This window comes from Parahoeflea olei (assembly GCF_001703635.1).
Taxonomy (GTDB): Bacteria; Pseudomonadota; Alphaproteobacteria; order Rhizobiales; family Rhizobiaceae; genus Hoeflea; species Hoeflea olei.
Genome location: NZ_LQZT01000016.1, coordinates 1 through 23,838 on the forward strand (window position 1 = coordinate 1; position 23,838 = coordinate 23,838).

The following is a 23,838-nucleotide window of genomic DNA, read 5'->3' on the forward strand; positions in this document are numbered from 1 at the left end:
CGCTGTAAGGGAAAGAAGCGCTCCGGCGCCTACATGCCCTTAAGGAACGGATTGGTGCGACGCTCTTCGCCGATCGTGCTGCCCGGTCCATGGCCGCAGATGAAATCGGTGTCGTCGCCCAAAGGAAACACCTTGGTGCGGATCGAATTGAGAAGCGTCTGGTGGTCGCCACCGGGCAGGTCGGTGCGGCCGATCGAGCCCGCGAACAGCACGTCGCCCAGATGCGCGAAGCCTTCCTCGGCGCTGTAGAAGATCACATGCCCCGGCGCGTGCCCGGGCGCATGGTAGACATCGAACTCGTGATTGCCGAACGTGAGCTTGTCGCCGTCGTTGAGCCAGCGGTCGGGCACGACGTTGCGCACGTCCATTTCCAGCCCGAACATCCGCGACTGTTCCTCCAGGCCCGACAGCAGCACCAGGTCGGCCTCGTGCGGACCGATAATCTTCAGCCCGGTCTTCTCGCGCAACAGGTCCGCGCCGCCGGCATGGTCGATATGGCCGTGGGTGAGCCAGATCGCCTCGAGCGTGAGCGCATTCTCGGACACCGTCTGCAGGATCACGTCGATATCGCCGCCGGGATCGATGACGACGCCCGAGTTCGTGTCCTGGTCAAACAGCACCGTGCAGTTCTGCTGAAATGGCGTGACGGGAATGATCCCCGCGCGCAAGCTGCCCATGATGGAAACCTCATGTTCGTCGTTGAGCATCCGGGCAGAGTGGTGCCCGGGTGTGGCCCCTGTACTAGCCCAAACGGGGCCGAAGCTGAACCGGTTTGCGGCTCGTGCGGTAAAATGACTGGGGAGCCTCGACACATCCGGGCCTCCCCCGCCCGCCACGATCCCGCTAGACCGGCAGTCCGCCGCCTTCCTTCAAGACGTCAAGAACGATCGCGGTCTTCACATGCTGCACCGATTCATGCGGCAGCAGCACGTCGCTCACAAAGGCCGACAGGCTGCGCAGGTCCGGCGTCACCACCTTGATGATGTAGTCCATCTCGCCCGTCAGCGAATAGGCTTCGAGCACCTCCGGCAGGCTGCCGATCAGCCGGGCAAAGCGCTGGGCGTTGTCGCGGTTGTGGGTGGCGAGCGTGACCGTGATCAGGTTGACGATGCCGATTCCGAGCTTCTCGCGGTCGAGATCGGCGCGGTAGCCCTTGATATAGCCTTCCTGCTCGAGCCGCGTGCGCCGGCGCGAGCATTGCGAGGCCGACAGGTTGATCTTCTGCGCGAGCTCATGGGTGGTCAGCCGTCCGTCCTGCTGCAAAAGCCGCAGCAGCTTGCGGTCGAACTCATCCAAATGCACGAATTCTTCTCCTTTTTCCTAGCTTATGCACAATTCACGCATCATGCCAGATCCGGACGCGACAAATGCACGCACCTTGCGGCAAATATGCGCCATCATCGGAGGCAGTCAACAGGCGCGGGCGCTCACGATCCGCGCGGACATGAAAACGAGAGAGGAGAAACACGATGGGCCCGTTCCCCCACGATGCGCCGCGCGCCGAGATTTCCGAGGACAACCCCGCCGGCACCAACGGTTTCGAATTCGTCGAATTCGCCCATCCCGAGCCCGAGGCGCTCGAAGCGTTGTTCAAGCGTATGGGCTATGCCCCGGTGGCGCGCCACCGCTCCAAGGCGATCACCGTCTGGCGCCAGGGCGACATCAACTACATCCTCAATGCCGAGAAGGGGTCGTTTGCAGACCGCTTCGTTGCTACACACGGCCCCTGCGCGCCGTCGATGGCCTGGCGCGTGGCCGACGCCGAAAAGGCGCTGGCGCATGCGGTCTCGAAGGGCGCCGAGGAATACACCGGCGATGACAAGACGCTTGATGCGCCGGCGATCGTCGGCATCGGCGGATCGCTTCTGTATTTCATCGACACCTGGGGCGACGAAGGCTCGGCCTATGACGCCGAATTCGACTGGCTCGGCGAACGCGATCCCCGCCCCGAGGGTGCCGGCTTCTATTATCTCGACCACCTCACCCACAACGTGATCCGCGGCAACATGGACAAGTGGTGGGATTTCTACCGCGACCTGTTCAACTTCAAGCAGATCCATTTCTTCGACATCGAGGGCAAGCTCACCGGCCTCGTCTCGCGCGCGATCACCTCGCCCTGCGGCCGCATCCGCATTCCATTGAACGAATCCACCGATGACAAGAGCCAGATCGAGGAGTTCCTGCGCAAATACAATGGCGAGGGCATCCAGCACATCGCGGTCGGCACCGACGACATCTATGCCTCGACCGACTGGATTTCCGACAAGGGCGTGAAATTCATGCCGGGACCGCCCGATACCTATTACGAACAGTCGACCACTCGCGTGCACGGCCATGACGAACCGCTCGACCGGCTCAAGAAGCACGGCATCCTGATCGACGGCGAAGGCGTGGTCGACGGCGGCATGACCAAGATCCTCTTGCAGATCTTCTCGAAGACCGTGATCGGCCCGATCTTCTTCGAGTTCATCCAGCGCAAGGGTGACGAGGGGTTTGGCGAAGGCAATTTCCGCGCCCTGTTCGAATCGATCGAGGAAGACCAGATCCGCCGTGGCGTGTTCAACGACGCCGCCGAATAGTAGAGGCGTAACAGCAAAAGGCCGGCGCTCCCACCCGGATGCGCCGGCCTTTGCGGTTTCAGGCGGTCGGGCCTACTCGGCCGCGGCCTTCCGCGGCTGCACCTCGGCCATGTAATCGTTGAGGAGGTTCCTGGTGATCTCGCCCACCGTGAAGCGGTGCGGGCCGATCTCAGAAACCGGCGTGACTTCCGCCGCGGTGCCAGTGAGGAAGCACTGGTCGAAACCGTCGAGCTCCTCCGGCATGATCGCCCGCTCGATCACCTCATAGCCGCGCTTCTTCGCAAGGCCGATCACGGTGCGGCGGGTGATGCCGTCGAGGAAACAGTCGGGATCGGGCGTGTGGATCTTGCCGTCTTGCACGAAGAAGACGTTGGCGCCGGTGGCCTCGGCCACGCGGCCGCGCCAGTCGAGCATCAGCGCATCCGCATAGCCGCGCGCTTCGGCACGGTGCTTGGACAGCGTGCAGATCATGTAGAGCCCAGCGGCCTTCGACTTCGACGGCGCGGTGCGCGGGTCGACAGAAGGCAAGCTGAGCTACGCCGCATCCCTTGCAGAAGCCGTGGCGGACGCCGACTGGATCCAGGAAAGCGCGCCGGAGCGGCTCGACATCAAGCATGTCATCCTGGCCGAGATCCAGAAACACTGCCGCCCGGACGCGCTGATCGGCTCGTCGACCTCGGGCTTCAAGCCGTCGGAACTGCAACAGGGCGCCGCGCGGCCCGAACAGATCTTCGTCGCCCACCCGTTCAACCCGGTCTATCTCTTGCCGGTGATCGAGCTTGTCGGCGTGGAAGCGACGCTCACCCGCGCCGCCCAGGTGCTCGAAGCGGTCGGCATGAAGCCGCTGATCGTGCGCAAGGAGATCGATGCCCACATCGCCGACCGCTTTCTCGAAGCCGTCTGGCGCGAGGCGCTGTGGCTCGTCAAGGACGGGATTGCCACCACCCAGGAGATCGACGACGTCATCCGCTACGGCTTCGGCATGCGCTGGGCGCAGATGGGCCTGTTCGAGACCTACCGCATCGCCGGCGGCGAAGCCGGCATGCGCCATTTCATCGCCCAGTTCGGACCCTGCCTCAGCTGGCCCTGGACCAAGCTGATGGACGTGCCGGAGCTGACCGACGAACTCACCGACATGATCGCCGATCAGTCCGACGCCCAGTCGGGCATGCACTCGATCCGCGAGCTCGAACGCATCCGCGACGACAATCTGGTGGCGATCATGCGGGCCTTGAAGGCGCGCAACTGGGGGTCGGGCGAACTCCTGAACCAGCACGATGCCCGCACAAAGCCGGCGCTGCCGACGGAAATCGACAAGCCGCTCACGACACTCCGGCGCGTCATTCCGATCGACTGGATGGACTACAACGGCCACATGAACGAAAGCCGCTACGGCCAGGTGTTCTCGGACGCTGGCGATGTGGTGATGGCGATGGTCGGCGCCGACAAGGATTATATCGCCGGCGGACTGTCCTATTTCACCGTCTCCAACGAGGTCGGCTATCTGAACGAGACCCGTCTCGGCGAGGCCATCCATGTGCGCACCCAGGTGCTCGAGGCCCACGGCAAGAAGCTGAGGCTTTATCACGAGATGATCCGCACCGCCGATCGCGACCTGCTGGCCACGTGTAACCAGCTGCTGATCCATGTCTCGCTCGAAACGCGCAAGTCCTGCGAGCCCGAAGGCGAGGTGCTGGCGAAGATCACCGCGCTCGGCGAAGCCCAGGCAAAACTGCCCCGTCCCGCAAGCATGCGGGACTGACCGATGGGCAAGCGCGTCCTCATCACCGGCGGCGGATCAGGCATCGGCAGGGCCATGGCTGAGACCTTCTCGGCCCAAGGCGACCGGGTGCTGGTGACCGACCAGGATGCGGCGGCGCTTGCCACCTGCCCGGAGGACTGGATCGCGGTTCAGGGCGACGCCAGCGATCCCGCGCATATGCGTGAGGTGTTCGCGCGCATCGCCGCGGAGTGGGGCGGCATCGACGTGGTTTGCGCCAATGCCGGCATTGCCGGTCCCACCGCGCTGGTCGAGGACGTCGAGCCCGAGGAGTTCCGGCGCTGCGTCGCCGTCAATCTCGAAGGCGCATTCCTGGCCGCGAAATACGCAGCGCCGATGATGAAGGCGCAGAAATCCGGCGCGATCATCATCACCTCCTCCAATGCCGGCCTCTATGGCTTCCCCAACCGCGCGCCCTATGCGTCGGCCAAATGGGCTGTGCTGGGGTTGATGAAGACGCTGGCGATGGAACTCGGCCCCTTTGGCATCCGCGCCAATGCGATCGCGCCGGGCTGCGTCGAAGGCCCGCGCATCGACGGCGTGATCGAACGCGAGGCGCGCGCCAAGGGCACGACGCCCGAGGTGATCCGCGCCGGCTATGAAGCGGGCGTGTCGATGCGCTCCTTCGTCACCGCCCAGGACGTCGCCAACATGGCGGCCTTTCTTGCCTCCGACGGCGCCCGCCTGGTTTCGGGCCAGGTGATCGCCGTCGACGGCCATACGGAAAACCCCGACCCGAAGGTGTAAGACATGGATTTCGGACTGACCCAGGAACAGGAGATGATCGTCGAGACCACGCGGGCCTTCGTCGAGAACGAACTCTACCCGCACGAGGCCGAGGTCGAACGCTCCGGCCATCTCGACATGGATCTGGTGCGCGAGTTGCAGAAGAAGGCGATCGCCGCCGGTCTCTACGCCGCCAACATTCCCGAGCAATTCGGTGGTGCCGGTCTCGATACGCCGACCTGGCTGCTCTACGAGAAGGAACTCGGCCGCGCCAATTACGCGCTGCACTGGACCTGCGTGGCGCGGCCCTCGAACATCCTGTGCGCCGGCACGCCCGAACAGCGTGCGAAATATCTCGAGCCCTGCGTGGCGGGCGAGAAGTGGGATTGCCTGGCGATGACCGAGCCGGGCGCGGGCTCCGACCTGCGCGGCATGAAGGCGAGCGCCACGCAGGACGGGTCGGACTGGGTGCTCAACGGTACCAAGCACTTCATCTCGCATGCCGACATCGCCGATTTTACCATCGCCTTCATGGCGACCGGCGAAGAGGACACGCCGAGGGGCAAGAAGAAGCTGATCACCGCCTTCTTCATCGACAAGGGCACGCCCGGTTACGCCGTCCGCGAGGGTTACCGCAACGTCTCCCACCGCGGCTACACCAATGCGATTCTCGAATTTGACAATTGCCGTGTGCCCGCCGAGAACGTGCTCGGCGAAGTCCACAAGGGCTTCGAGGTCGCCAACACCTGGCTCGGCGCTACGCGCCTGCAGGTCGGTGCCACCTGTCTCGGCCGCGCCGACCGCGCCTTCAGGCACGCGGTCGAATGGGCGGCGACGCGCGAACAGTTCGGCCAGCCGATAGGCAAGTTCCAGGGCGTCTCCTTCAAGCTCGCCGACATGGCGACCGAAATGAAGGCGGCCGAGCTGATGATCCTCGAAGCCGGCTGGAAATTCGATCGCGGCGAGGCCACCGACGCCGACATGGCCATGGCCAAGCTCAAGGCCACCGAAATGCTCGCCATGGTCGCCGACGAGGCGATCCAGATCCATGGCGGCATGGGGCTGATGGATGAACTCCCGCTCGAACGCATCTGGCGCGACGCCCGCATCGAGCGCATCTGGGAAGGCACGTCGGAGATCCAGCGCCACATCATCAGCCGCGCCTTGCTGAGGCCGTTCGGTGCGTAATCGACGTTTACCCCCCTCTGCCCTGTCGGGCATCTCCCCCACAAGGGGGGAGATGGGTGTTGCGCGATCTCACCCCAACCAATCTCCCCCCTTGAGGGGGAGATGTCGCGGAGCGACAGAGGGGGGGAATGCCGCATCAATATGTCCGACCTTTTGCCCTTTGATATCTGCGGACCTCACGCGAGGCACTTTCCATGCCTGATCTCTCCCGCCTTTTGCGGCCCCGGTCGATTGCGCTGTTCGGCGGCGGCTGGGCCGTCAATGTCGTGGCGCAGCTGCAGAAATCCGGCTTCGACGGCGAGATCTGGCCGGTCAACCCGAAGCGTGCCGACATTCTCGGCGTGCCATGCCTGGCCTCGATCGACGATCTGCCGGGCGCGCCCGACGCGAGTTTCGTGGGCGTCAACCGCGACGCCACCATCGAGGTGATCGAGCGTCTGAGTGCCATGGGGGCGGGCGGGGCGACCTGTTTCGCTTCTGGTTTCCTGGAGAGCGAAGCCGAAACCGCCGGCGGCGCGGAACTGCAGGCGCGGCTGATCGAAGCCGCGGGTCCGATGCCGATCCTCGGTCCCAACTGCTACGGGCTTCTGAATTATCTCGACACTGTCACGCTGTGGCCCGACCAGCATGGCGGCGAGCGGGTGGCGAGCGGCGTCGCCATCGTTGCCCAGTCCTCCAACATCGCCATCAACATGACGATGCAGGCGCGCGGCCTGCCGATCGCCTATGTGGTGGCCGCCGGCAACCAGGCCCAGACCGGCGCCAGCGAGATCGCCGAGGCGCTCATCGACGACGACCGCGTCACGGCCATCGGCCTCTATCTCGAAGGCTTCGGCGACCTGCGCGCGCTCGAAGCCTTCGCGGCCAAGGCGCGGGCCAAGGCCAAGCCGGTGGTCGCCATCAAGATCGGCCGGTCCGACAAGGCGCGCGCGGCGACGATGACACATACCGCCTCGCTCGCGGGCAGCGCCGCCGCCGGCTCCGCGCTGCTGAAGCGGCTCGGCATCGTCGAGGTCGAGACCATCGCGGTGTTTCTCGAAACGCTGAAGTTGATGCATCAGGTCGGCCCGCTGCGGGGCGCGTCTGTCTGTTCGGTCAGCTGCTCGGGCGGCGAGGCGAGCCTGATGGCGGATCTGAGCACCGGCTCCCATCTCGAGTTCAGCGAGTTTGCGCCCGAGGCGCGCGCGGCGCTGAAGGCCGAGCTCGGCCCGATCGTCACCATCGCCAACCCGCTCGACTACCACACCTTCATCTGGGGCGACACGCCGCGCATGACGCGGGTGTTCGCGACCGTGATGCGCGGTGGCTTCGACCTCTCGGTCTTCGTGCTCGACATGCCGCGCGCCGACCGCTGCGACCCGTCCGGCTACCAATGCGCGGTGGACGCGATCCTGGCGGCCAAGGCCGAAACCGGCGCGCGCGTCGCTGTTCTTTCGAGCCTGCCTGAAAACATGTCCGATCACTTCACCCGCGCCTTCATGGAAGGCGGCGTCGCGGTGCTGCACGGCATGAGCGAAGGGATTGCCGCGATCAGCGCCGCCATCGCCGCTGGCCGCTTCGGCGCCGAAGCGCCCGAACCGCTGCTGCTTGCCACGGATGCGGTGGCAGCGTCCTCGCTGCTCGATGAAGCCACCTCCAAGCAGGCGCTTGCGGCATTCGGGCTCGGCGTTCCGCGTTCGGTTGCCGCGCACTCAATTGGCGAGCTTCTGGAGAAGGCGGCGAGCCTCAAGTTTCCGCTGGCGCTCAAGGGCACCGGCGTCGCCCACAAGAGCGAAGCCGGTCTGGTGGCTCTGAACCTTGGCGACGCGGCCGCGCTCGATGCGGCAGCGCGCGCGATGCAGGCCTCCGCCACCGGGTTCCTGGCCGAGGAAATGGCCGTGGGCGGGCTCGCCGAGATCCTGGTCGGCGTCACGCGCGACCCGACCGGCGCCTTCATGCTGACGCTCGGGGCGGGGGGCGTGCTCACCGAGATCCTCGGCGACACCGTGAGCCTTTTGCTGCCCGCCACGCGGGCCGATATCCTGGGGGCGCTCGACAGCCTCAGGATCGCGCCACTGCTCGCGGGCTATCGCGGCAAGCCGCCTGTCGACCGTGACGCGCTCTGCGATGCGGTGCTCGCGATCTGCCTCTATGCTGCGGCCCATGCCGACAGACTCGTCGAACTCGAAGTCAATCCGCTGATCGCGCGAGCCGGCGACGCCGTCGCCGTCGATGCGCTGATCCGCCTTGCCGACATCTGAATGCGAAAGGACGAAACATCATGACCGGACCCGTCAGAACCCGCATCGAGGGCCATGTGCTCGAAGTCACGCTCGACCGGCCCAAGGCCAATGCGGTCGATCTTGCGACCAGCCGCATCCTGGGCGAGGTGTTCCGCGATTTCCGCGACAACAGCGAGTTGCGCGCGGCGATCCTGACGGCGGCGGGCGAAAAGTTCTTCTGCCCCGGCTGGGACCTGAAGGCCGCCAATGACGGCGACGCAGTCGACGGCGACTATGGCGTCGGCGGCTTCGGCGGGTTGCAGGAACTGCCGCACATGAACAAGCCGGTGATCTGCGCCGTCAACGGCATCTGCTGCGGCGGCGGGCTTGAGATCGCGCTCTCCTGCGACATTATCCTCGCCGCGGAGCATGCCAGTTTCGCGCTGCCGGAGATCCGCTCCGGCACCGTGGCCGACGCCGCCTCGATCAAGCTGCCGAAGCGCATCCCCTATCACGTCGCCATGGAAATGCTGTTCACCGGCCGCTGGCTCGATGCGGCGGAAGCCCACCGCTGGGGCTTCGTCAACCACATCCACAAGGCGGACGAGCTGATGGACAAGGCCTGGGAGATGGCCCGCCTGCTCGCCTCCGGCCCACCACTGGTGTTTGCCGCGATCAAGGAAGTGGTGCGCGAGGCCGAGGGCGAAAAATTCCAGGACACCATGAACAAGGTCACCCGCCGCCAGCTCAGGACCGTCGACACGCTCTATGGCTCGGAGGACAATCTCGAAGGCTTCCGCGCCTTCGCCGAAAAGCGCGACCCGGTCTGGAAGGGCAAATAAGGCGGCAGCTTCGCTGCGTGTCGCCAAGTGCTTGCAACGGCGCGCGTTTCTCCAATAATGGCGCGTGACGGCGTTGAACGGGCGCCGCGATCTCGGGAGGGCGACACATGACGGAGAGATGCGCGCGCGGAGCCAAGACCTTCGGACTTCTCACCGGCCTGGCGGCGGGCCTGCTGCTTGTAGCGCCCGCCGCGGCGCAGACCGACATGCTGAACGAAGACATCGCCCTGTGCCAGTCAGCACCCGAAAACCGGATCGGCGGGGCGGCGATCGGCGAGTGCCTGGAGGCGGTAAGCGATACGCTCGACGCGCGCATCGAGGCCGAGATCGGCGAGCTGTCGGACCTCTGGTGCACCGACCGGGACCAACGCAGCATGCGCGAGACGCAAACCGCTTGGAGTCGGATGCGCGACGAGGAATGCGGTCTTGTCGCGCGCTCGCCGGACAACACACCGTCTTACGTGAACGGCGCCGCCTGCCGCGTGCTGCTCGCCCGCCAGCGCCTGACGGCGCTGCGCTTCGTCTCGACCTATGCCAATCCGCTCTGCCCCGACTACCGGCTTGACGACGCCGCAAGCCGCCGCGGCGTGCCGGCGCCGGGCGAGACGGTCGCCATCGACGACAGCCGCTTCTCCTGGCGGCTCGCCGGCACCGCGGCGGAGCCCGTGCTCGAAGCTCTCGATTCTGAAAGGGGCACGACGCTCAGCCGTCCACTCGATTGTACCTTCTGCGACGGCGAGGACGACAATTGTTCCGCCGACGGCATCTTCGTGATGCAGGAAGAGGAAGCGTCCGACCGGCCGCTCCTCTTCGCCGTGTGCCACGCCGGCGCCCATTCCCAGCGGCTCACCCTGTTCGACCCGAAGCTCTCGGGTCTCGATCCGGTGCTCGAGGTGACGGGCGCGTATTATCTCGAATGGGAGGTCGCAAACGGCCTGCGCGTGACGCCGGACGGGGACCCGCAAAAAGCCCGCTCGTGGCCGTCCTATCTGACCGGGGAGTGACGCGAGCCGGGGGAGTGCACCGGTCCGCGCCACCCCGCGGGAAGAGCGTTTCGGGTTGCCGCACGATCTGATTTAGTCTTTGGCGTGATCGCAAGGAGAGACCCGGATGACCACCAGTTTCAACCAGCCGCTCGGCGGCAACGAGATGCCGCGTTTCGGCGGCCCCGGCACGATGATGCGGCTGCCGGCAGCCGACAGCAGCGACGGGCTCGACGCCTGCTTTGTTGGCATCCCGATGGATATCGGCGCGTCGAACCGTCCGGGCACCCGCTTCGGGCCGCGGCAGATCCGCGCCGAAAGCGCGATGATCCGCCCCTACAACATGGCGACCGGTGCAGCTCCCTTCGACTGCATGCAGGTGGCCGATATCGGCGACGTGGCGATCAACACCTTCAACCTGAAAGCCTCGGTCGACATCATCGCCGCGCGCTATGCCGAGATCTTCGCCTCGGGCTGCATCCCGCTGACGCTCGGCGGCGACCATACGCTGACCTGGCCGATCCTGAAGGCCGCAAGCGGGCATTTCGGTCCGGTGGCGCTCGTCCATGTCGATGCCCATGCCGACATCAACGAGCACATGTTCGGCGAGGCGATCGCCCATGGCACGCCCTTCCGCCGCGCCCACGAGGCGGGCGCGCTGATCGCCGACAAGGTGTTCCAGATCGGCCTGCGCGGCACCGGCTATTCCGCCGACGATTTCAACTGGTCCCGTGCCCAGGGCTTCACCGTGGTTCCGGCCGAGCGCTGCTGGCACCGCTCGCTCGAACCGCTGATGCAAATCGTGCGCGAGCGCATCGGCGACGCGCCGGTCTATCTCAGCTTCGACATCGACAGCCTCGATCCGGGGATCGCGCCGGGCACCGGCACCCAGGAAATGGGCGGACTCACATCTATCCAGGCGCTCGAGATCGTGCGCGGCTGCGCCGGTCTCAATCTGGTCGGCTGCGATCTGGTCGAAGTCTCCCCGCCCTATGATCCCGGCGGCACCACGGCGCTGCTCGCCTCCAACCTGCTCTATGAAATGCTCTGCGTGCTGCCGAAGTCGGAAGCCCACCGCAGGAAGAGCGGGATCGCCGATCCGCTGGGCGAGCGGATCTTCTGAGAGGCCTCCGCGCCGGACCTGTACGGGCCCGGCTGCGGTTTTCCGCCTGTCCGTTGCAATCGCTTGCACGCCGCGCCGGTCCGGCAAAACCGGGGGCAAACGCCGCGAATGGAACCCCGGGCGGGCCGTGGCGTTGGGGCTGGCAAGTGGCACAGCGGGTGATCGAGGCGCTTTGCGGTCCTTGGCCGTGGACCGTTGCGCTTCGGCGCGTGGCATCCGCGCCAGCGGTCAGCAGTCGGGAGGAAATCACGCCGCCCCGAGTTGATCCCCGAAACATGGCGCCTGCCAATGATCGGGCCGGCGCACCGGCCGCCTGATCGAAGCTGCAGACGTGCAAGGGAGGAAACACGTGATACCGGTCGTTCTCGTCATCCTGGCATCGATCTGCCTGATCGCCACGCTGATCCCCTTCCTGCCGATCGCCCACGGCTTCGTCCGTTCGTTCGATTTCGGGCGGCTGCAGGTGATGGGGCTTGCGGCGGTGGTTATTGCCGTATCGCCGCTAGCGGGGGAGGCCACACCGGTTGTGCTTGCGGCGCTCGCCATGGCCGCCGCGGCGCTCCTGATCCAGCTTGTCTATGTGCTCCGCTTCACACCGTTCTGGCGGCGCCAGACCGTCGATTTCGCAGGTGATCCCGGATCGGCTGACACGATTTCGGTGCTCGCCTGCAACGTCAAGCAGGGCAATCGCGACTACCGGCGCGTGATCGCGCTTCTCGAGGAACTGGAGCCCGATGTCGCGGTCTTCATGGAGACCGACGACAAATGGGGCGAGGCGCTGCGGCCGGCCCTTTCCGCCTTCCACGAGACGATCTACCAGACCCAGGACGACAGCTACGGCATGATCCTCGCGAGCCGTCGCCCGCTTGAACACAGCGAGGTGCGCTTCCTGCTCAACGAGGAAGTGCCGAGCATCTCCTGCGTGGTGGGTTTGCCGGGAGGGCGCAAGGTCCGCATCATCGCGCTCCATCCCGAGCCGCCGCTTCCCAACCGTGACACGCTCGGCCGCGATGCCGAAATCCTGCTCGTGGCGGAGGAGGCGCGTGACGAGAGCCTGCCGCTGATCGTCACCGGCGATTTGAACGATGTCGCCTGGTCACGCACGACCCGGCGCTTTCTGAGGATTTCCGGTCTACTCGACCCCCGCCAGGGGCGCGGGCTCTACAACTCCTTCGATGCCCGCTACCGCTTCCTGCGCTGGCCGCTCGACCACATCTTCCACTCGCGCCATTTCGAACTCGTCAGGCTCGAACGCCAGCGCTTCGTGGGGTCGGACCATTTCCCGATGTTCTATCGCCTGGCGCTCACCGAGCGCGATCGCAACGATCCGCCTGAAGACCCCAGCAGCGAGGACAAGGAAGAGGCGCAGGAGGCGATCGCGACCGAGAAGAGCCGGGACCGCCCACCGGCCGGCACCGACTGGGAGGATTGAGGTCTGGGAGGATTGAGGCGCGGCCCGAACGAAAACGGCCGGAGCTGAGCCCCGGCCGTATCCTGTCTGTTGACTGCCTGCGGCTCAGATGCCGCCGAGGCAGACATATTTCATTTCGAGATAGTCGTCGCAGCCGTATTTCGAGCCTTCGCGGCCCTGGCCCGACTGCTTGACGCCGCCGAACGGCGCGACTTCGGTCGAAATCAGGCCGGTGTTGACGCCGACCATGCCGTATTCCAGCGCCTCGGCCACGCGCCAGACCTTGGAAAGGTCCCTGGCGTAGAAATACGAAGCCAGGCCGAAGATGGTGTCGTTGGCCTGCTCGATCACGTCCTCGACATCGTCGAACTTGAACAACGGCGCCACCGGGCCAAAGGTTTCCTCGCCGGCCACCTTCATGTCGCGCGTCACGCCGGTCAGGATCGTGGGTTCGAAGAAGGTGCCGCCCAGTTCATGGCGCTTGCCGCCGGTGATCACCTTGGCGCCCTTCGAGGTCGCGTCAGCGATATGGTCCTCGACTTTCTCGACCGCGTCCTCGCTGATCAGCGGACCGGTGGTCACGCCGTCGCCGAAGCCGTCGCCGATCTTCATCTTGCCGACGGCCGCCGCAAGCTTTTCGGCAAACGCGTCATAGACGCCCGACTGCACATAGATGCGGTTGGCGCACACGCAGGTCTGGCCGTTGTTGCGGTATTTCGAGATCATCGCGCCCTCGACGGCCGCGTCGAGATCGGCATCGTCGAAGACGATGAACGGCGCGTTGCCGCCAAGCTCCATCGAGGTCTTCTTGATCTGGTCGGCCGACTGGCGCATCAGGATGCGGCCGACTTCGGTCGAGCCGGTGAAGGTGATCTTGCGCACCTTGTCGTTGGAGCAGAACTCCTGGCCGATGGCCGAGCTCGACTTCGAGGTGATGACGCTGAGGATGCCCTTTGGCACGCCCGCTTCGATGGCGAGCTTGGCCATCGCCAGCGCCGACAGCGGCGTTTCGCCGGCGGGCTTGGAGATGAAGGCGCAGCCCACGGCGAGCGCCGGGCCGAGCTTGCGGGCGATCATGGCGTTGGGGAAGTTCCACGGCGTGATCGAGGCGACGACGCCGACCGGCTGCTTCAGGACGACGATGCGCTTGTCAGGCTGGTGGCCGGGAATGACGTCGCCATAGACGCGCTTGGCTTCCTCGGCGAACCACTCGATGAAGCTTGCGCCATAGAGGATCTCGCCCTTGGCCTCGGCCAGCGGCTTGCCCATTTCGGCGGTCAGGATCGCGCCCAGGTCGTCCGCATTGGCGACCATCAGGTCATAGAGCTTGCGCAGCACCGCCGAGCGCTCCTTGCCTGTCTTCGCGGCCCAGGCCTTCTGCGCCGTGTAGGCGGCATCGATCGCGGTCTTGGTCTCGTCCACGCCGAGATCCGGCAGCGCGGTGATCACGTCGCCCGTCGAGGGGTTGAGGACGTCGAAGGTCTTGCCGCTCGGCGCGGTCTTGACCCAGTCGCCGGCCACGAGCGCGGCGCTGACCAGCAGCTCCTTGTTCTTGAGCAGGTCTTCGAGTTTCTTGGTCATTATGCTTTGGCTCCCAATTCCGAATGAACTTCGCGGATGGACGCTTCGAGAAGGTCCAGCGCTTCCTGGAACACCTCATCCTGGATGGTGAGCGGCGACAGGAAGCGAATGACATTGGCGTACACGCCGCATGTGAGGAGAATGAGGCCCTTGTCCAGCGCGCGCGCCTTGACCGCATTGGTGAAGTCCGGGCTCGGCTTGCCGGTCTTGGCATCGTTGAACTCGATCGCGTTCATGAAACCGGGGCCGCGGATATCGGCGATCTCGGGCACGTCCTCGCGGATCGCCTGCAGGCGCTGCTTGAGGCGGCTGCCAAGCTGCTGGGCGCGCTCGCACAGGCCTTCTTCCTCGATCACGTCGAGCACCGCGTGGGCCGCGGCAATGCCGATCGGGTTGCCGCCATAGGTGCCGCCGAGACCGCCGGGATTGGCGGCGTCCATCACGGTTGCGCGACCGGTGACGGCCGCGAGCGGGAAGCCGCCGGCGAGCCCCTTGGCCATGGTGGTGAGGTCCGGCGCCACCCCGTGAAGCTCCATGGCGAACATCTTGCCGGTACGGGCAAAGCCGGTCTGGATCTCGTCGGCGATCAGCAGGATGCCGTGGGTGTCGCAGATCTCGCGCAGCTTCCTGAAGAAGCCGGCCGGCACTTCATAGAAGCCGCCTTCGCCCTGCACCGGCTCGAGAATGATCGCCGCCACGCGGGCGGGATCGACATCGGCCTTGAACAGGGTTTCGAGGGCTGCCAGCGACTGCTCGACCGAGCCGCCGTGAAGCTCGGCCGGGAAGGGGACATGGTAGACGTCGCCCGGCATAGCACCGAAGCCCGCCTTGTAGGGAAACACCTTGCCGGTCAATGCCATGCCCATGAAGGTGCGGCCGTGAAAGGCGCCCGAGAACGACACGACGGCGGTGCGGCCGGTGGCGGCGCGGGCGATCTTGATGGCGTTTTCCACGGCTTCCGCGCCGGTGGTCACGAACACGGTCTTCTTGTCGAAATCGCCCGGCACCAGTGCGTTCAAGCGCTCGGCGAGATGCACATAATTTTCGTAGGGCACGACCTGATGGCAGGTGTGGGTAAAGCGGTCGAGCTGCGCCTTGACCGCGTCGATCACCTTCGGGTGGCGGTGGCCGGTGTTGACCACGGCGATGCCGGCGGCAAAATCGATGTAGCGGTTGCCTTCCACGTCCCAGAGTTCGGCGTTTTCGGCACGGTCGGCATAAACCTGCGTCATCATGCCGACGCCGCGCGCGATGGCTCCGGTCTTGCGGGTCTGTATTTCGGCGTTCTTGCTCATGGTCTCGCTGCTCTCTTCGAATTTGACGTGCCGGCGCGGCAAAAAGGCCTTGCTGCGCTCTCCGGCAAATCCGGATCAAACGCCAAGGCCCGCCTGTGGGGAAGGATGTTCCGGTGTTGGTATATCGGGAAAACCGCCGCGCGCAAAGCCACCGTGGCGCGCAGTCGCAATCGCTTATGCAGCCTCGGCGGTTGTTGCCGGAGCGCGGGCCACAATCCGCCTTGACCCACCCCGCGCAAGCGCCGCTTCTGGCAACGCCACCAGCGCCGGATCGGCCTCAGCCGCGCAGGAAGCGCAGCGCCGGATCGCCCGTGACGCTGCCCCGGTCGCGGGTGCGGCGCAGCGTTTTCGGCACGCCCGGCAACAGCGTGACCGCGTTGTCCGACCAGACATCGGTGCCGCCATGGTCGTGGGTGACGTAGAGCGCGGGCAGGTCGCTCACAAGCGTGACGCCGTCTCCGGTTTCGCGCCGCTCGATGGTCGGCTCGGCCAGGCGATAGGTCTTGGGCGGGCGGGGCAGATAGTCGTTTTCGCCGGCATGTGCGCCGCCCGAGTCCTGCCAGGAGAAATGCAGGAATTCGTCTTCCGCCAGGGCCGAGGCGGGAAGGCGCGCGAGTTCGACGGCCCGATCCGTCGGGCAGGAACAGGACCACGCGCCGCACTCGGTCACTGCGCTGCCGGCCGACACGCGCCGGGCGTTGACCTCAAGCGCCACCGCGCGATCGGTGTCGTTGATCGCCCACAGCACGATCTCGCCGCTGTCTGCGTCCGGCTGCGCGGTCACCAGCACCGGGGCGTTGAAGCGGCGCGCCATGTAATGCACGAGCTTCCAGCCGCCGCCATATTCGAGCGAGGCCCAGCTTGCGACCGGCCAGGTGTCGTTGAGCTGCCAGTAAAGCGCGCCCATGCAGCGCGGCTTGCACGAGCGCCAGAACTCGACCGCCGTCTTCATCGCCAGCGCCTGGCTCACCTGGCTGAGCCAGGTCATGTCCTCGAAGCGCTCGGGAAAGCGGAAATAGCGCGCCAGCGTTTCGACGATGCGGCTGTTGCCGCCGCGATTGCGCTGATGCAGGTCCATCACCGCCGAGGAGACGTTGCGGTCTTCGGGCGCGGTGAAGCCCGCGATGATCCGGTTCGAGGGGAACGACTGGAACCCGAATTCAGAGCAGAAGCGCGGACGCACCGTGCGGTAATGCTCGAAATCCTTGGCCGAATGCCACACGTCCCAGAAATGCATGTCGCCGGAAGCGTCATTGTGCCAGCCGTCGCCGAAATCGAGCCGCCCGACGGAGGGCGAGGAGGGCCAGAAGGCGACGTCGGGCCGCTCTTCTCCGATCGCTTCCTCGAGCGCCGCGTTCAATCGCGCATAGATGGCGAGATAGCGGTCGCGGTTGGCGCGGCTCTCGGGATACCAGGTGAGGCCGCCGATCACCTCGTTGTCGCCGCACCAGAGTGCAAGGCAGGGATGACCCGACAGCCGCCGGATCTGCTGGTGTGCCTCGCGCCGCACGCTGTCGAGCCAGGCGGGATCGTGCGCCGGGTAGAGGCTGCAGGAAAACATGAAATCCTGCCACACCAGAAGCCCGAGTTCCGAGCAGATCTCGTAGAACCAGTCTGGCTCGTAGCGCCCGCCGCCCCAGACGCGGATCATGGTCATGTTGGCCTCGAGAGCCGAGAGCAAACGGTCGCGCACCGCCTCCGGCGTCGCGCGCGCAGGCAGCGCATCGGCCGGTATCCAGTTGGCGCCGCGCATGAAGATGTCGCGGCCGTTGACCCGGAACAGGAAGCTGTGGCCGTCCGCATCGGGTTCCGTCACCAGTTCGATCTGCCGGAAGCCGATGCGGTGGGTGCGGGTGTCCTGGCCGAGCTTGACGGTCAGGTCGTAGAGGGGCTGCGGCCCGTGCCCGGCCGGCCACCAGAGCTTCGGGTCGTCGATCTTCAGCGTCAGGCGCGCACTGCCCGCGCCGGGCCAGACCTCGACGGTGGCCGCCGCCGTCACGCCGTCGCAGAGCGCCTGCGCCTCGATCACGCCCGCCTCGAACGCCGTGTAGTGGAGATCGATCTCGAGCGTCACGCTGCCGCCGGAATGCTGCTGCCTGACCATCACGTCATCGAGCCGGGCGCGTTCCGATCGGCGCAGCGTCACCGGCCCGCCGAGCCCGAGCGGCGAGAGCGCGATGTTCCAGTCCCAGCCCGCATCGCAATGGGTCTTGCGCAGGAAATTGTAGTGCGGCAGCCGGTTGTTGTCGGTCGAATAGGGGACCGGGAAAGCCGAGCGCGACGCACGCGCAGCGGCTTCGGCGGAGTTTGACAGGAACCGCACCTCGATCAGGTTTTCGTCTGCAACCAGCGTTTCGCCGACTTCGAAATCCTGGCGCAGGAACTGGTTGTCGACCCGGCCCAGAAGCGCGCCGTTGAGCCGGATCTCGGCCACGCAGTCGACGCTCTCGAAGCTGAGCGTCCAGTGCCCGGGCTCGCCGTCGAAACCGAAGCGCCGGCGCGCGGTCCATTGGCTTTCATGCACCCAGTCGAGCGAAAGCTCGGTGTCGCGCCAATAGGGATCGGCGATCAGGCCGGCGTCGAGAAGCGCCGAATGCACGTCGCCGGGCACCGGCAGCGCCACGGTGTGTTGGCCATCGGTCACCGTCCAGTCCTGCGACAGGTCGAGCCGGCCGGTGGTGGTGTCGGAAGCGTGGGGCATGGCGCTTGATCCTTTCGGCAAGGGCGGTCGTGTGCTGTCAATGCCATGTTTGCGTGCGATGAGAAACCCACGGGGGCCGGTTCGCGACGGCAATCGGTGAGGCGGAAGCAATTGTCTTTGCCCCCGTGCGGTTGTAGGTCTCGGGAGAGGCGGACGCCGCCGCCGCATTCAGATCGCACATGCCCGTTCACTCACAGCGAAGGACACGCATTATGGACGACAGCATTTTCCGGGGCTGCATTCCCGCCCTCATGACGCCGTGCCGGCCGGACCGGACGCCGGATTTCGATGCGCTGGTGCGCAACGGGCGGGAGCTTGTGGACGCCGGCATGTCGGGCGTCGTCTATTGCGGCTCGATGGGCGACTGGCCGCTGCTGAGCGATGCGCAGCGGATGGAAGGCGTGGCCCGGCTGGTCGAGGCGGGCGTTCCGACCGTGGTCGGCACCGGCGCGATCAACAGCGCCTCGGCGGTGGCCCATGCCGCCCATGCCGCCGAAACCGGCGCGCAAGGGCTGATGGTGATCCCGCGGGTGCTGTCACGCGGCACGTCGGTCGCGGCCCAGACCGCCCATTTCAAAGCGATCCTGTCGGTGGCGCCGGATTTGCCGGCGGTCATCTACAACAGCCCCTATTACGGTTTTGCCACCCGCGCCGACCTGTTCTTCGCGCTTCGCGCCGAGCACCCCAACCTGGTCGGCTTCAAGGAATTCGGCGGGGCGGCGGATCTGCGTTACGCGGCGGAACACATCACCTCGGCCGACGAGGACGTGCTCCTGATGGTGGGCGTCGACACCAATGTGTACCACGGCTACGTCAATTGCGGCGCCACCGGTGCGATCACCGGCATCGGCAACGCGCTGCCGAAGGAAGTGCTGCATCTGGTTTCGCTGTGTCGGAAAGCCGCAGCCGGCGATGCCAAGGCGCGGGCGCGGGCGAAGGAACTCGATGCGGCGCTCGGCGTGCTGTCCTCCTTCGACGAGGGCGCGGACCTCGTGCTCTATTACAAGCATCTGATGGTCTTGAACGGCGACAGCGAATACACGCTGCATTTCTACGAAACCGACGCGCTTTCGCCGTCCCAGAAGGCCTATGCCGAGAGCCAGTTCCGGCTGTTCAAGACCTGGTACGCCGACTGGAGTGCATCGGCCTGAGGCAAGGGGTCCGGCGCGGACGGCAGCGGGTTTTGGCGGCCCTTCGCCAAGGAGCCCGCGGCCGCGTCCGACATGCGGGACATATTACAAAACATTAATTTGAAAGGGGTCCGGAAAGGGTTCAAGCAGAAGGTCGGGAGGATCAGACAGAAGACGGAAAGACCTGACCATGCCGACCCTGTTCAACCGCTACGCCACCCCTTTCATCACCGGACTTTTTCTTGTCTCGCTCGTGTCCGGTGTGGCGCTTTTCTTCCATCTCGGCTCCGCTGCCTTCCACGGCATGCATGAATGGCTGTCGATGGTGCTGATCGTGCCGTTCGTTCTTCATGTCTGGAAGAACTGGCGCCCTTTTGCGAATTATTTCAAGCGCACGCCGATGCTGCTCGCCATGGCCGTCTCGCTGGTCGCGGGCCTCGGCTTCGCCGTGCCGGCTATGACCGGGCAGGGCGGCGGCGGCTCGCCGCAGCGCATGGTGTTCCAGGCCTTCGAGGCCGGTGCGCTCGCCGATGTCGCGCCGCTGTTCGGCCATGACGGCGAGAGCCTCGCCAGCGCGCTGCGCGAGAAGGGCCTGACGGTTTCCGGCCCCGGTGCCACCGTCAAAGCGATCGGCGACGCCTCGGGCAAGCCGCCCTTCGAGGTGATCGGCGCCATCGCCGCCTCCAAACGCTGAGACAGCGGGGGCCTTGATCGGCCCCTTTGACCTGCGCGCCGCCGGTGTCCTGCCGGCGGCGCGCAAGCCCGGCTCAAAGCCGGGTTTTCCGGCTTCGGCCTTGTGGCGGAACCGCCGCTTCCGCTCCCGCAGCCTTGCGAATTCCTCCCGTTCCCACACCGCAAAACCGCCTGCCTCTGCGCCGCCTTCGCGGCCGCAGCATGGACATCGCTTGACACCCTTTCGAATCTGTTTCACTCTGCATTCCATTGTTTCAAAGAGTGAAACAAAACTTGGGAGGAAGAGATGAAGAAATTGTCCGTGGTGGCGGGTCTTGCCCTGTTGGTGCTGCCCTCGCTCGCCGGCGCGCAGGAGGTCACCCTGAAAATGGGCCACGCCGCCGCATCGACCCATATTTTTCATACGGGGCTTGAGATCTTTGCCGAGAAGGTCGCCGAAAAGACCAACGGCAACGTCAAGGTCGAAGTCTATGGCGACCGCCAGCTCGGCGACGACAAGCAGCTGCTCGAAGGCATCCAGATCGGCCTGATCGACGGCGCGCTGGTCTCGTCGGCGACGCTGCCGCTGGTTCTGGGCGCAGCCTCCTTCGACGCGCTGCAGCAGCCCTTCACCGTGTCGAGCTACGAGCAGCTGTCCACGGTGCTCACATCCGAGCTCGGCGACGAACTGCTCGCCACGCTCGACGCCAAGAACATCAAGGGCGTCGGCTTCGTCGATGCCGGCCTGCGCCACTTCCTGTCGCGGGAAAAGCCGGTCACCAGCCTTGAGGACTTCAAGGGCCTCAAGACCCGCATCGTGCCGATCCCGCTGCACAAGGCGATCTGGGAATCGATCGGCGTCAACCCGATCGGCATGGCCTATGGCGAAGTCTATTCCGCGCTCGAAACCGGCACCATCGACGCCGTCGAGATCAACGTCTCTCGATCAAGTCGGAAAGCCTCTATAACGCCGCCAAGCAGGTGACGCTGACCGGCCATTACTTCTGGCCCGGCGTGATCATGCTCTCGGGCGCTGCCTGGGAGAAGCTGAGCGACGCCGACAAGGCCGCCGTCGAAGCCGCCGGCAAGGAAGCCACGACGGAAGCCTATGCGCTTGCCGCCTCGCAGGATGCCGAAACGGTCGCCTTCCTCAAGGAAAACGGCGTGACCGTCAACGAACTGAGCGACCTCGACGCGCTCAAGGCCTTGACCGCCCCGGTGGTCGAGACGTGGAAGGGCAAGGATCCGTTGATCGCCAAGTTCGACGAAGCCTTCGCGAAGGGCCAGTGACCGCCATGGCGTCAACCAAGGTCTACGGCTGGGACAGGCTTCCCCGGGAACAGGTTCGCGAGGGTGTCTCGCGAACCGCCTTCCGCGGCGACAACGCGCTGATGGTGATGAACTGGCTCGAGCCGGGAATGGAGAAGAAGCCCCATTCCCACCCCTTCGAGCAGCTCGCCTACGTGGTGTCCGGCCGCGTCCGCTTCGAGATCGGCGACGACGTGGTCGAAGTCGGCGCGGGCGAGGTGGTCCGCATTCCGCCCGATGTCGTCCATTGCGGCGAAGCCGTGGGCGGTGAGGTTGCGCTCAACCTCGATGTGTTCGCGCCGGTCAGGGAAGATTACCTGCACCTGACCGAGTACCAGGAACCCGATTTCGAATGAAACGGTGAATTCGCCTCCTGCCTCACGGCAGGGCCGGCCCGGCGCAGGAGCGCCGGGTCATGAGGAAACGCGCGCCTGAATTCGGGTGCGCCAGCCGGCAAACCGGAGTTGATGTCGTGCCTCTAACCGCTTTTCATCGGGCCTTCCGGGCCAGCCTCAAGGCACTGCTGGTGGCCTTGATGGCGACGCTCCTGAGCGTGATGACCGCGCAGGTGGTCATGCGCTACGGGTTCAATTCCTCGCTTCTGTGGTCGGAGGAACTGTGCCGTTACCTGCTCATCTGGTCGGCGTTTCTCGCCATGATCTTCGCCTATGAGCGCGGCGAGATCGCCGCACTCTCGATCCTTGCCAATTCTCTTCCCAGGGTGCCGGCGCTGTTGCTTGCGATCCTCGGTGGGGCGCTCTCGGTGGCGCTCTGCGCCGCGCTCGCCTGGTACGGCTATCTCTACGCCAAGCTCGCCGGTTCGCAGCCGATCCCCGCTTTCAGCTTCATTCTCGAAGACCTGTTCGGCGCCGATGCGCCTGAGGCCCCGCATGTCTTCTGGGTCTATTTTGCGCTGCCGCTCGGCATGACCCTGCTCGGGTTTCGCATCGTCGTTGACATCGTGGCTTGCGTCCGCGCCCTCATCGACGGGCGTTCGCTCCAGGATCTCGATGCGCATGAGGGAGGGCTCGGCCTGTGACGCTCTATCTTCTGTCTTTCCTCGGCTTCATGATGATTGGCATCCCGGTGGCCTTCAGCCTCGGCCTGTCCTCGATCACCTATCTGATCGTCAACGGCCAGCTGCACCTGATGATCGGCTTTCCGCAGAAGATGATCGCCGGCATCGACAATTTCGTGCTGCTGACGATCCCGTTCTTCATCCTCGCCGGCAACCTGATGAACTCCGCCGACCTCACGCGCCAGATCGTCCGTTTCGCGCAGATGCTGGTGGGCCGCGTCCGCGGCGGGCTTGCCGCCGTCAACGTGGTGGCGAGCATGATGTTTTCGGGCGTGAGCGGGGCAGCCACCGCCGAAGCCTCCGCCATCGGCAGCGTCATGATCCCGGCCATGCAGCGCGACGGCTACAAGCCGGAATATGCCGCCGCCGTCACCGCCGCGGGCTCGATCCTCGGCCCGCTGGTGCCGCCGTCGCTCGCACTCATCCTCTATGGCGTGCTGACCGGCACCTCGATCGCCGATCTGTTCCTGGCGGGCATCGTCCCCGCCTTTGCGCTCTGCGGCGGCCTGCTCGTCTATGTGCTGGTCAAGGCGCGGCGCGAGGACCATCCGCTACCGCCGGTGATCCCGGCCGACGAGCGCAAGTCGCTTGCGGTCAAGGCGCTGCCGGCGCTGTTGCTGCCGGTGATCATCGTCGGCGGCATCCGCTCGGGCGTGTTCACGCCGACCGAAGCCGCCGCCGTGGCGGTGGTCTATGCGCTCGCCGTGGGCCTGTTGCTCTACCGCACGCTCGATGGTCGCAAGATCGCGGCCTCCTTCTACGAGGCAGCCACCATGACGGCGGGCGTGATGCTGATCGTCGCCATGGCCAGCATGACCTCCTTCATCCTCGGCATAGAGAACATCCCGCGCGAGATCGCCGCGCAGATGCTCGCCATCAGTTCCGAGCCCTGGGTGCTGCTGCTCCTGCTCAACCTGGTGCTGCTGATCCTCGGCCTGTTCCTCGAGCCGCTGGCGGCGCTGGTGCTGGTGATGCCGATCCTCAACGAGCTGTTTCCGCTGCTCGGCATCGATTCCGTCCAGTTCGGCGTCATGGTCGTGCTCAACCTGATGATCGGCATGATCACCCCGCCGGTGGGACTGTGCCTGTTCATCGTCTCCGCCATCGGCAAGACGCCGCTCGAGAAGGTGGCGGTCGCGATCCTGCCGATGATCGGCATCGCCCTTCTCATCCTCGCGCTGGTGGCTTTCGTGCCCGCGCTCACGCTCACGCTGCCAAGCCTGTTTCCGGGACAGTGACC

21 protein-coding genes and 1 pseudogene are annotated in these 23,838 nt (G+C 65.6%); 16 read left to right on the forward strand and 6 right to left on the reverse strand.

The genetic code is table 11. The features are described from left to right. Positions 1 to 29: 29 nt before the first annotated feature. Both AWJ14_RS11945 and AWJ14_RS11950 read right to left on the reverse strand, forming a co-directional pair. A complete protein-coding gene (locus AWJ14_RS11945) occupies positions 30 to 677 on the reverse strand; it encodes an MBL fold metallo-hydrolase (protein ID WP_066179241.1) in 648 nt (215 codons plus the stop codon). 166 nt (positions 678 to 843) lie between these two features. After that, a complete protein-coding gene (locus AWJ14_RS11950) occupies positions 844 to 1,302 on the reverse strand; it encodes an Lrp/AsnC family transcriptional regulator (protein WP_066179138.1) in 459 nt (152 codons plus the stop codon). Between the two features lie 167 nt (positions 1,303 to 1,469). Here AWJ14_RS11950 and hppD point away from each other — a divergent pair, with 167 nt between their 5' ends. Then, positions 1,470 to 2,579 (forward strand): 4-hydroxyphenylpyruvate dioxygenase, encoded by a 1,110-nt coding sequence (gene hppD, locus AWJ14_RS11955; RefSeq protein ID WP_066179141.1) that lies wholly within the window; start codon positions 1,470 to 1,472, stop codon positions 2,577 to 2,579. A 72-nt stretch (positions 2,580 to 2,651) separates the two neighbouring features. On the opposite strand, the pseudogene AWJ14_RS11960 reads toward hppD, so the two are convergent. Next, positions 2,652 to 3,095, reverse strand: a pseudogene (locus AWJ14_RS11960) (aminotransferase class IV); the annotation flags it as partial. Between AWJ14_RS11960 and AWJ14_RS11965 the strand changes: the two are divergent. From AWJ14_RS11965 to AWJ14_RS12000, 8 genes are all read left to right on the forward strand, one after another. After that, a complete protein-coding gene (locus tag AWJ14_RS11965; protein ID WP_083220218.1) occupies positions 3,085 to 4,341 on the forward strand; it encodes a carnitine 3-dehydrogenase in 1,257 nt (418 codons plus the stop codon). The pseudogene AWJ14_RS11960 and the gene AWJ14_RS11965 overlap by 11 nt on opposite strands. Before the next feature lie 3 nt (positions 4,342 to 4,344). Beyond that, positions 4,345 to 5,106: an SDR family oxidoreductase gene (locus tag AWJ14_RS11970; protein WP_066179144.1), complete on the forward strand. Its 762-nt coding sequence runs from the start codon at positions 4,345 to 4,347 to the stop codon at positions 5,104 to 5,106. 3 nt (positions 5,107 to 5,109) lie between these two features. Then, the gene (locus AWJ14_RS11975) at positions 5,110 to 6,273 is read left to right on the forward strand and encodes an acyl-CoA dehydrogenase family protein (protein WP_066179147.1); all 1,164 of its coding nucleotides are present in this window, start codon (positions 5,110 to 5,112) and stop codon (positions 6,271 to 6,273) included. Between the two features lie 194 nt (positions 6,274 to 6,467). After that, positions 6,468 to 8,513 (forward strand): acetate--CoA ligase family protein, encoded by a 2,046-nt coding sequence (locus AWJ14_RS11980; RefSeq protein ID WP_066179150.1) that lies wholly within the window; start codon positions 6,468 to 6,470, stop codon positions 8,511 to 8,513. A gap of 20 nt (positions 8,514 to 8,533) precedes the next feature. Then, entirely contained in the window at positions 8,534 to 9,316 is a 783-nt protein-coding gene (locus AWJ14_RS11985) for a carnitinyl-CoA dehydratase (RefSeq protein ID WP_066179153.1), read from the forward strand. A 107-nt stretch (positions 9,317 to 9,423) separates the two neighbouring features. After that, positions 9,424 to 10,320, forward strand: a complete 897-nt coding sequence (locus tag AWJ14_RS11990; protein WP_066179156.1) for a lysozyme inhibitor LprI family protein — start codon at positions 9,424 to 9,426, stop codon at positions 10,318 to 10,320. Positions 10,321 to 10,426: 106 nt separating this feature from the next. Next, complete coding sequence (gene speB / locus AWJ14_RS11995; protein WP_066179158.1) at positions 10,427 to 11,422, forward strand: agmatinase; 996 nt, start codon at positions 10,427 to 10,429, stop codon at positions 11,420 to 11,422. A gap of 349 nt (positions 11,423 to 11,771) precedes the next feature. Beyond that, positions 11,772 to 12,854 (forward strand): endonuclease/exonuclease/phosphatase family protein, encoded by a 1,083-nt coding sequence (locus AWJ14_RS12000; RefSeq protein ID WP_066179160.1) that lies wholly within the window; start codon positions 11,772 to 11,774, stop codon positions 12,852 to 12,854. An 84-nt stretch (positions 12,855 to 12,938) separates the two neighbouring features. On the opposite strand, the gene AWJ14_RS12005 is transcribed toward AWJ14_RS12000, so the two are convergent. From AWJ14_RS12005 to AWJ14_RS12015, 3 genes are all read right to left on the reverse strand, one after another. Beyond that, positions 12,939 to 14,414, reverse strand: a complete 1,476-nt coding sequence (locus tag AWJ14_RS12005; protein WP_066179164.1) for an NAD-dependent succinate-semialdehyde dehydrogenase — start codon at positions 14,412 to 14,414, stop codon at positions 12,939 to 12,941. Beyond that, complete coding sequence (locus AWJ14_RS12010) at positions 14,414 to 15,709, reverse strand: 4-aminobutyrate--2-oxoglutarate transaminase (RefSeq protein ID WP_066179246.1); 1,296 nt, start codon at positions 15,707 to 15,709, stop codon at positions 14,414 to 14,416. The genes AWJ14_RS12005 and AWJ14_RS12010 overlap by 1 nt, the downstream gene beginning before the upstream one ends. A gap of 277 nt (positions 15,710 to 15,986) precedes the next feature. Beyond that, entirely contained in the window at positions 15,987 to 18,410 is a 2,424-nt protein-coding gene (locus tag AWJ14_RS12015) for a glycoside hydrolase family 2 protein (protein ID WP_066179168.1), read from the reverse strand. A gap of 212 nt (positions 18,411 to 18,622) precedes the next feature. Between AWJ14_RS12015 and AWJ14_RS12020 the strand changes: the two genes are divergently transcribed. The 7 genes from AWJ14_RS12020 (at position 18,623) to AWJ14_RS12050 (ending at position 23,836) form a co-directional block, all read left to right on the forward strand. Beyond that, on the forward strand, positions 18,623 to 19,561 hold the full coding sequence (locus tag AWJ14_RS12020) for a dihydrodipicolinate synthase family protein (RefSeq protein WP_066179171.1): 939 nt from the start codon (positions 18,623 to 18,625) through the stop codon (positions 19,559 to 19,561). A gap of 169 nt (positions 19,562 to 19,730) precedes the next feature. Then, positions 19,731 to 20,234 carry a DUF4405 domain-containing protein gene (locus tag AWJ14_RS12025; protein WP_066179175.1) on the forward strand — a complete coding sequence of 168 codons (504 nt, stop codon included), beginning with the start codon at positions 19,731 to 19,733 and terminating at the stop codon, positions 20,232 to 20,234. A gap of 285 nt (positions 20,235 to 20,519) precedes the next feature. Next, on the forward strand, positions 20,520 to 21,197 hold the full coding sequence (locus AWJ14_RS23015) for a TRAP transporter substrate-binding protein (RefSeq protein WP_066179183.1): 678 nt from the start codon (positions 20,520 to 20,522) through the stop codon (positions 21,195 to 21,197). After that, positions 21,194 to 21,502, forward strand: coding sequence for a type 2 periplasmic-binding domain-containing protein (locus tag AWJ14_RS23020; RefSeq protein WP_066179185.1), 309 nt, complete (start codon positions 21,194 to 21,196; stop codon positions 21,500 to 21,502). The genes AWJ14_RS23015 and AWJ14_RS23020 overlap by 4 nt, the downstream gene beginning before the upstream one ends. Before the next feature lie 5 nt (positions 21,503 to 21,507). Continuing rightward, positions 21,508 to 21,876 (forward strand): cupin domain-containing protein, encoded by a 369-nt coding sequence (locus tag AWJ14_RS12040; protein ID WP_066179251.1) that lies wholly within the window; start codon positions 21,508 to 21,510, stop codon positions 21,874 to 21,876. 116 nt (positions 21,877 to 21,992) lie between these two features. After that, entirely contained in the window at positions 21,993 to 22,559 is a 567-nt protein-coding gene (locus tag AWJ14_RS12045) for a TRAP transporter small permease (protein WP_171904873.1), read from the forward strand. Further along, positions 22,556 to 23,836: a TRAP transporter large permease gene (locus tag AWJ14_RS12050; protein ID WP_083220222.1), complete on the forward strand. Its 1,281-nt coding sequence runs from the start codon at positions 22,556 to 22,558 to the stop codon at positions 23,834 to 23,836. Before AWJ14_RS12045 ends, AWJ14_RS12050 begins: the two co-directional genes overlap by 4 nt. Positions 23,837 to 23,838 lie beyond the last annotated feature (2 nt).

What these genes read in the sequence shown, in the direction of transcription:
- AWJ14_RS11945 (WP_066179241.1), bottom strand. Translation starts at nt 677, where the DNA reads ATGGGCAGCTTGCGCGCGGGGATCATTCCCGTCACGCCATTTCAGCAG.
- hppD (WP_066179141.1), top strand. Translation starts at nt 1,470, where the DNA reads ATGGGCCCGTTCCCCCACGATGCGCCGCGCGCCGAGATTTCCGAGGAC.
- AWJ14_RS11970 (WP_066179144.1), top strand. Translation starts at nt 4,345, where the DNA reads ATGGGCAAGCGCGTCCTCATCACCGGCGGCGGATCAGGCATCGGCAGG.
- AWJ14_RS11975 (WP_066179147.1), top strand. Translation starts at nt 5,110, where the DNA reads ATGGATTTCGGACTGACCCAGGAACAGGAGATGATCGTCGAGACCACG.
- AWJ14_RS11980 (WP_066179150.1), top strand. Translation starts at nt 6,468, where the DNA reads ATGCCTGATCTCTCCCGCCTTTTGCGGCCCCGGTCGATTGCGCTGTTC.
- AWJ14_RS11985 (WP_066179153.1), top strand. Translation starts at nt 8,534, where the DNA reads ATGACCGGACCCGTCAGAACCCGCATCGAGGGCCATGTGCTCGAAGTC.
- AWJ14_RS11990 (WP_066179156.1), top strand. Translation starts at nt 9,424, where the DNA reads ATGACGGAGAGATGCGCGCGCGGAGCCAAGACCTTCGGACTTCTCACC.
- speB (WP_066179158.1), top strand. Translation starts at nt 10,427, where the DNA reads ATGACCACCAGTTTCAACCAGCCGCTCGGCGGCAACGAGATGCCGCGT.
- AWJ14_RS12005 (WP_066179164.1), bottom strand. Translation starts at nt 14,414, where the DNA reads ATGACCAAGAAACTCGAAGACCTGCTCAAGAACAAGGAGCTGCTGGTC.
- AWJ14_RS12010 (WP_066179246.1), bottom strand. Translation starts at nt 15,709, where the DNA reads ATGAGCAAGAACGCCGAAATACAGACCCGCAAGACCGGAGCCATCGCG.
- AWJ14_RS12015 (WP_066179168.1), bottom strand. Translation starts at nt 18,410, where the DNA reads ATGCCCCACGCTTCCGACACCACCACCGGCCGGCTCGACCTGTCGCAG.
- AWJ14_RS12020 (WP_066179171.1), top strand. Translation starts at nt 18,623, where the DNA reads ATGGACGACAGCATTTTCCGGGGCTGCATTCCCGCCCTCATGACGCCG.
- AWJ14_RS12025 (WP_066179175.1), top strand. Translation starts at nt 19,731, where the DNA reads ATGCCGACCCTGTTCAACCGCTACGCCACCCCTTTCATCACCGGACTT.
- AWJ14_RS23015 (WP_066179183.1), top strand. Translation starts at nt 20,520, where the DNA reads ATGAAGAAATTGTCCGTGGTGGCGGGTCTTGCCCTGTTGGTGCTGCCC.
- AWJ14_RS12040 (WP_066179251.1), top strand. Translation starts at nt 21,508, where the DNA reads ATGGCGTCAACCAAGGTCTACGGCTGGGACAGGCTTCCCCGGGAACAG.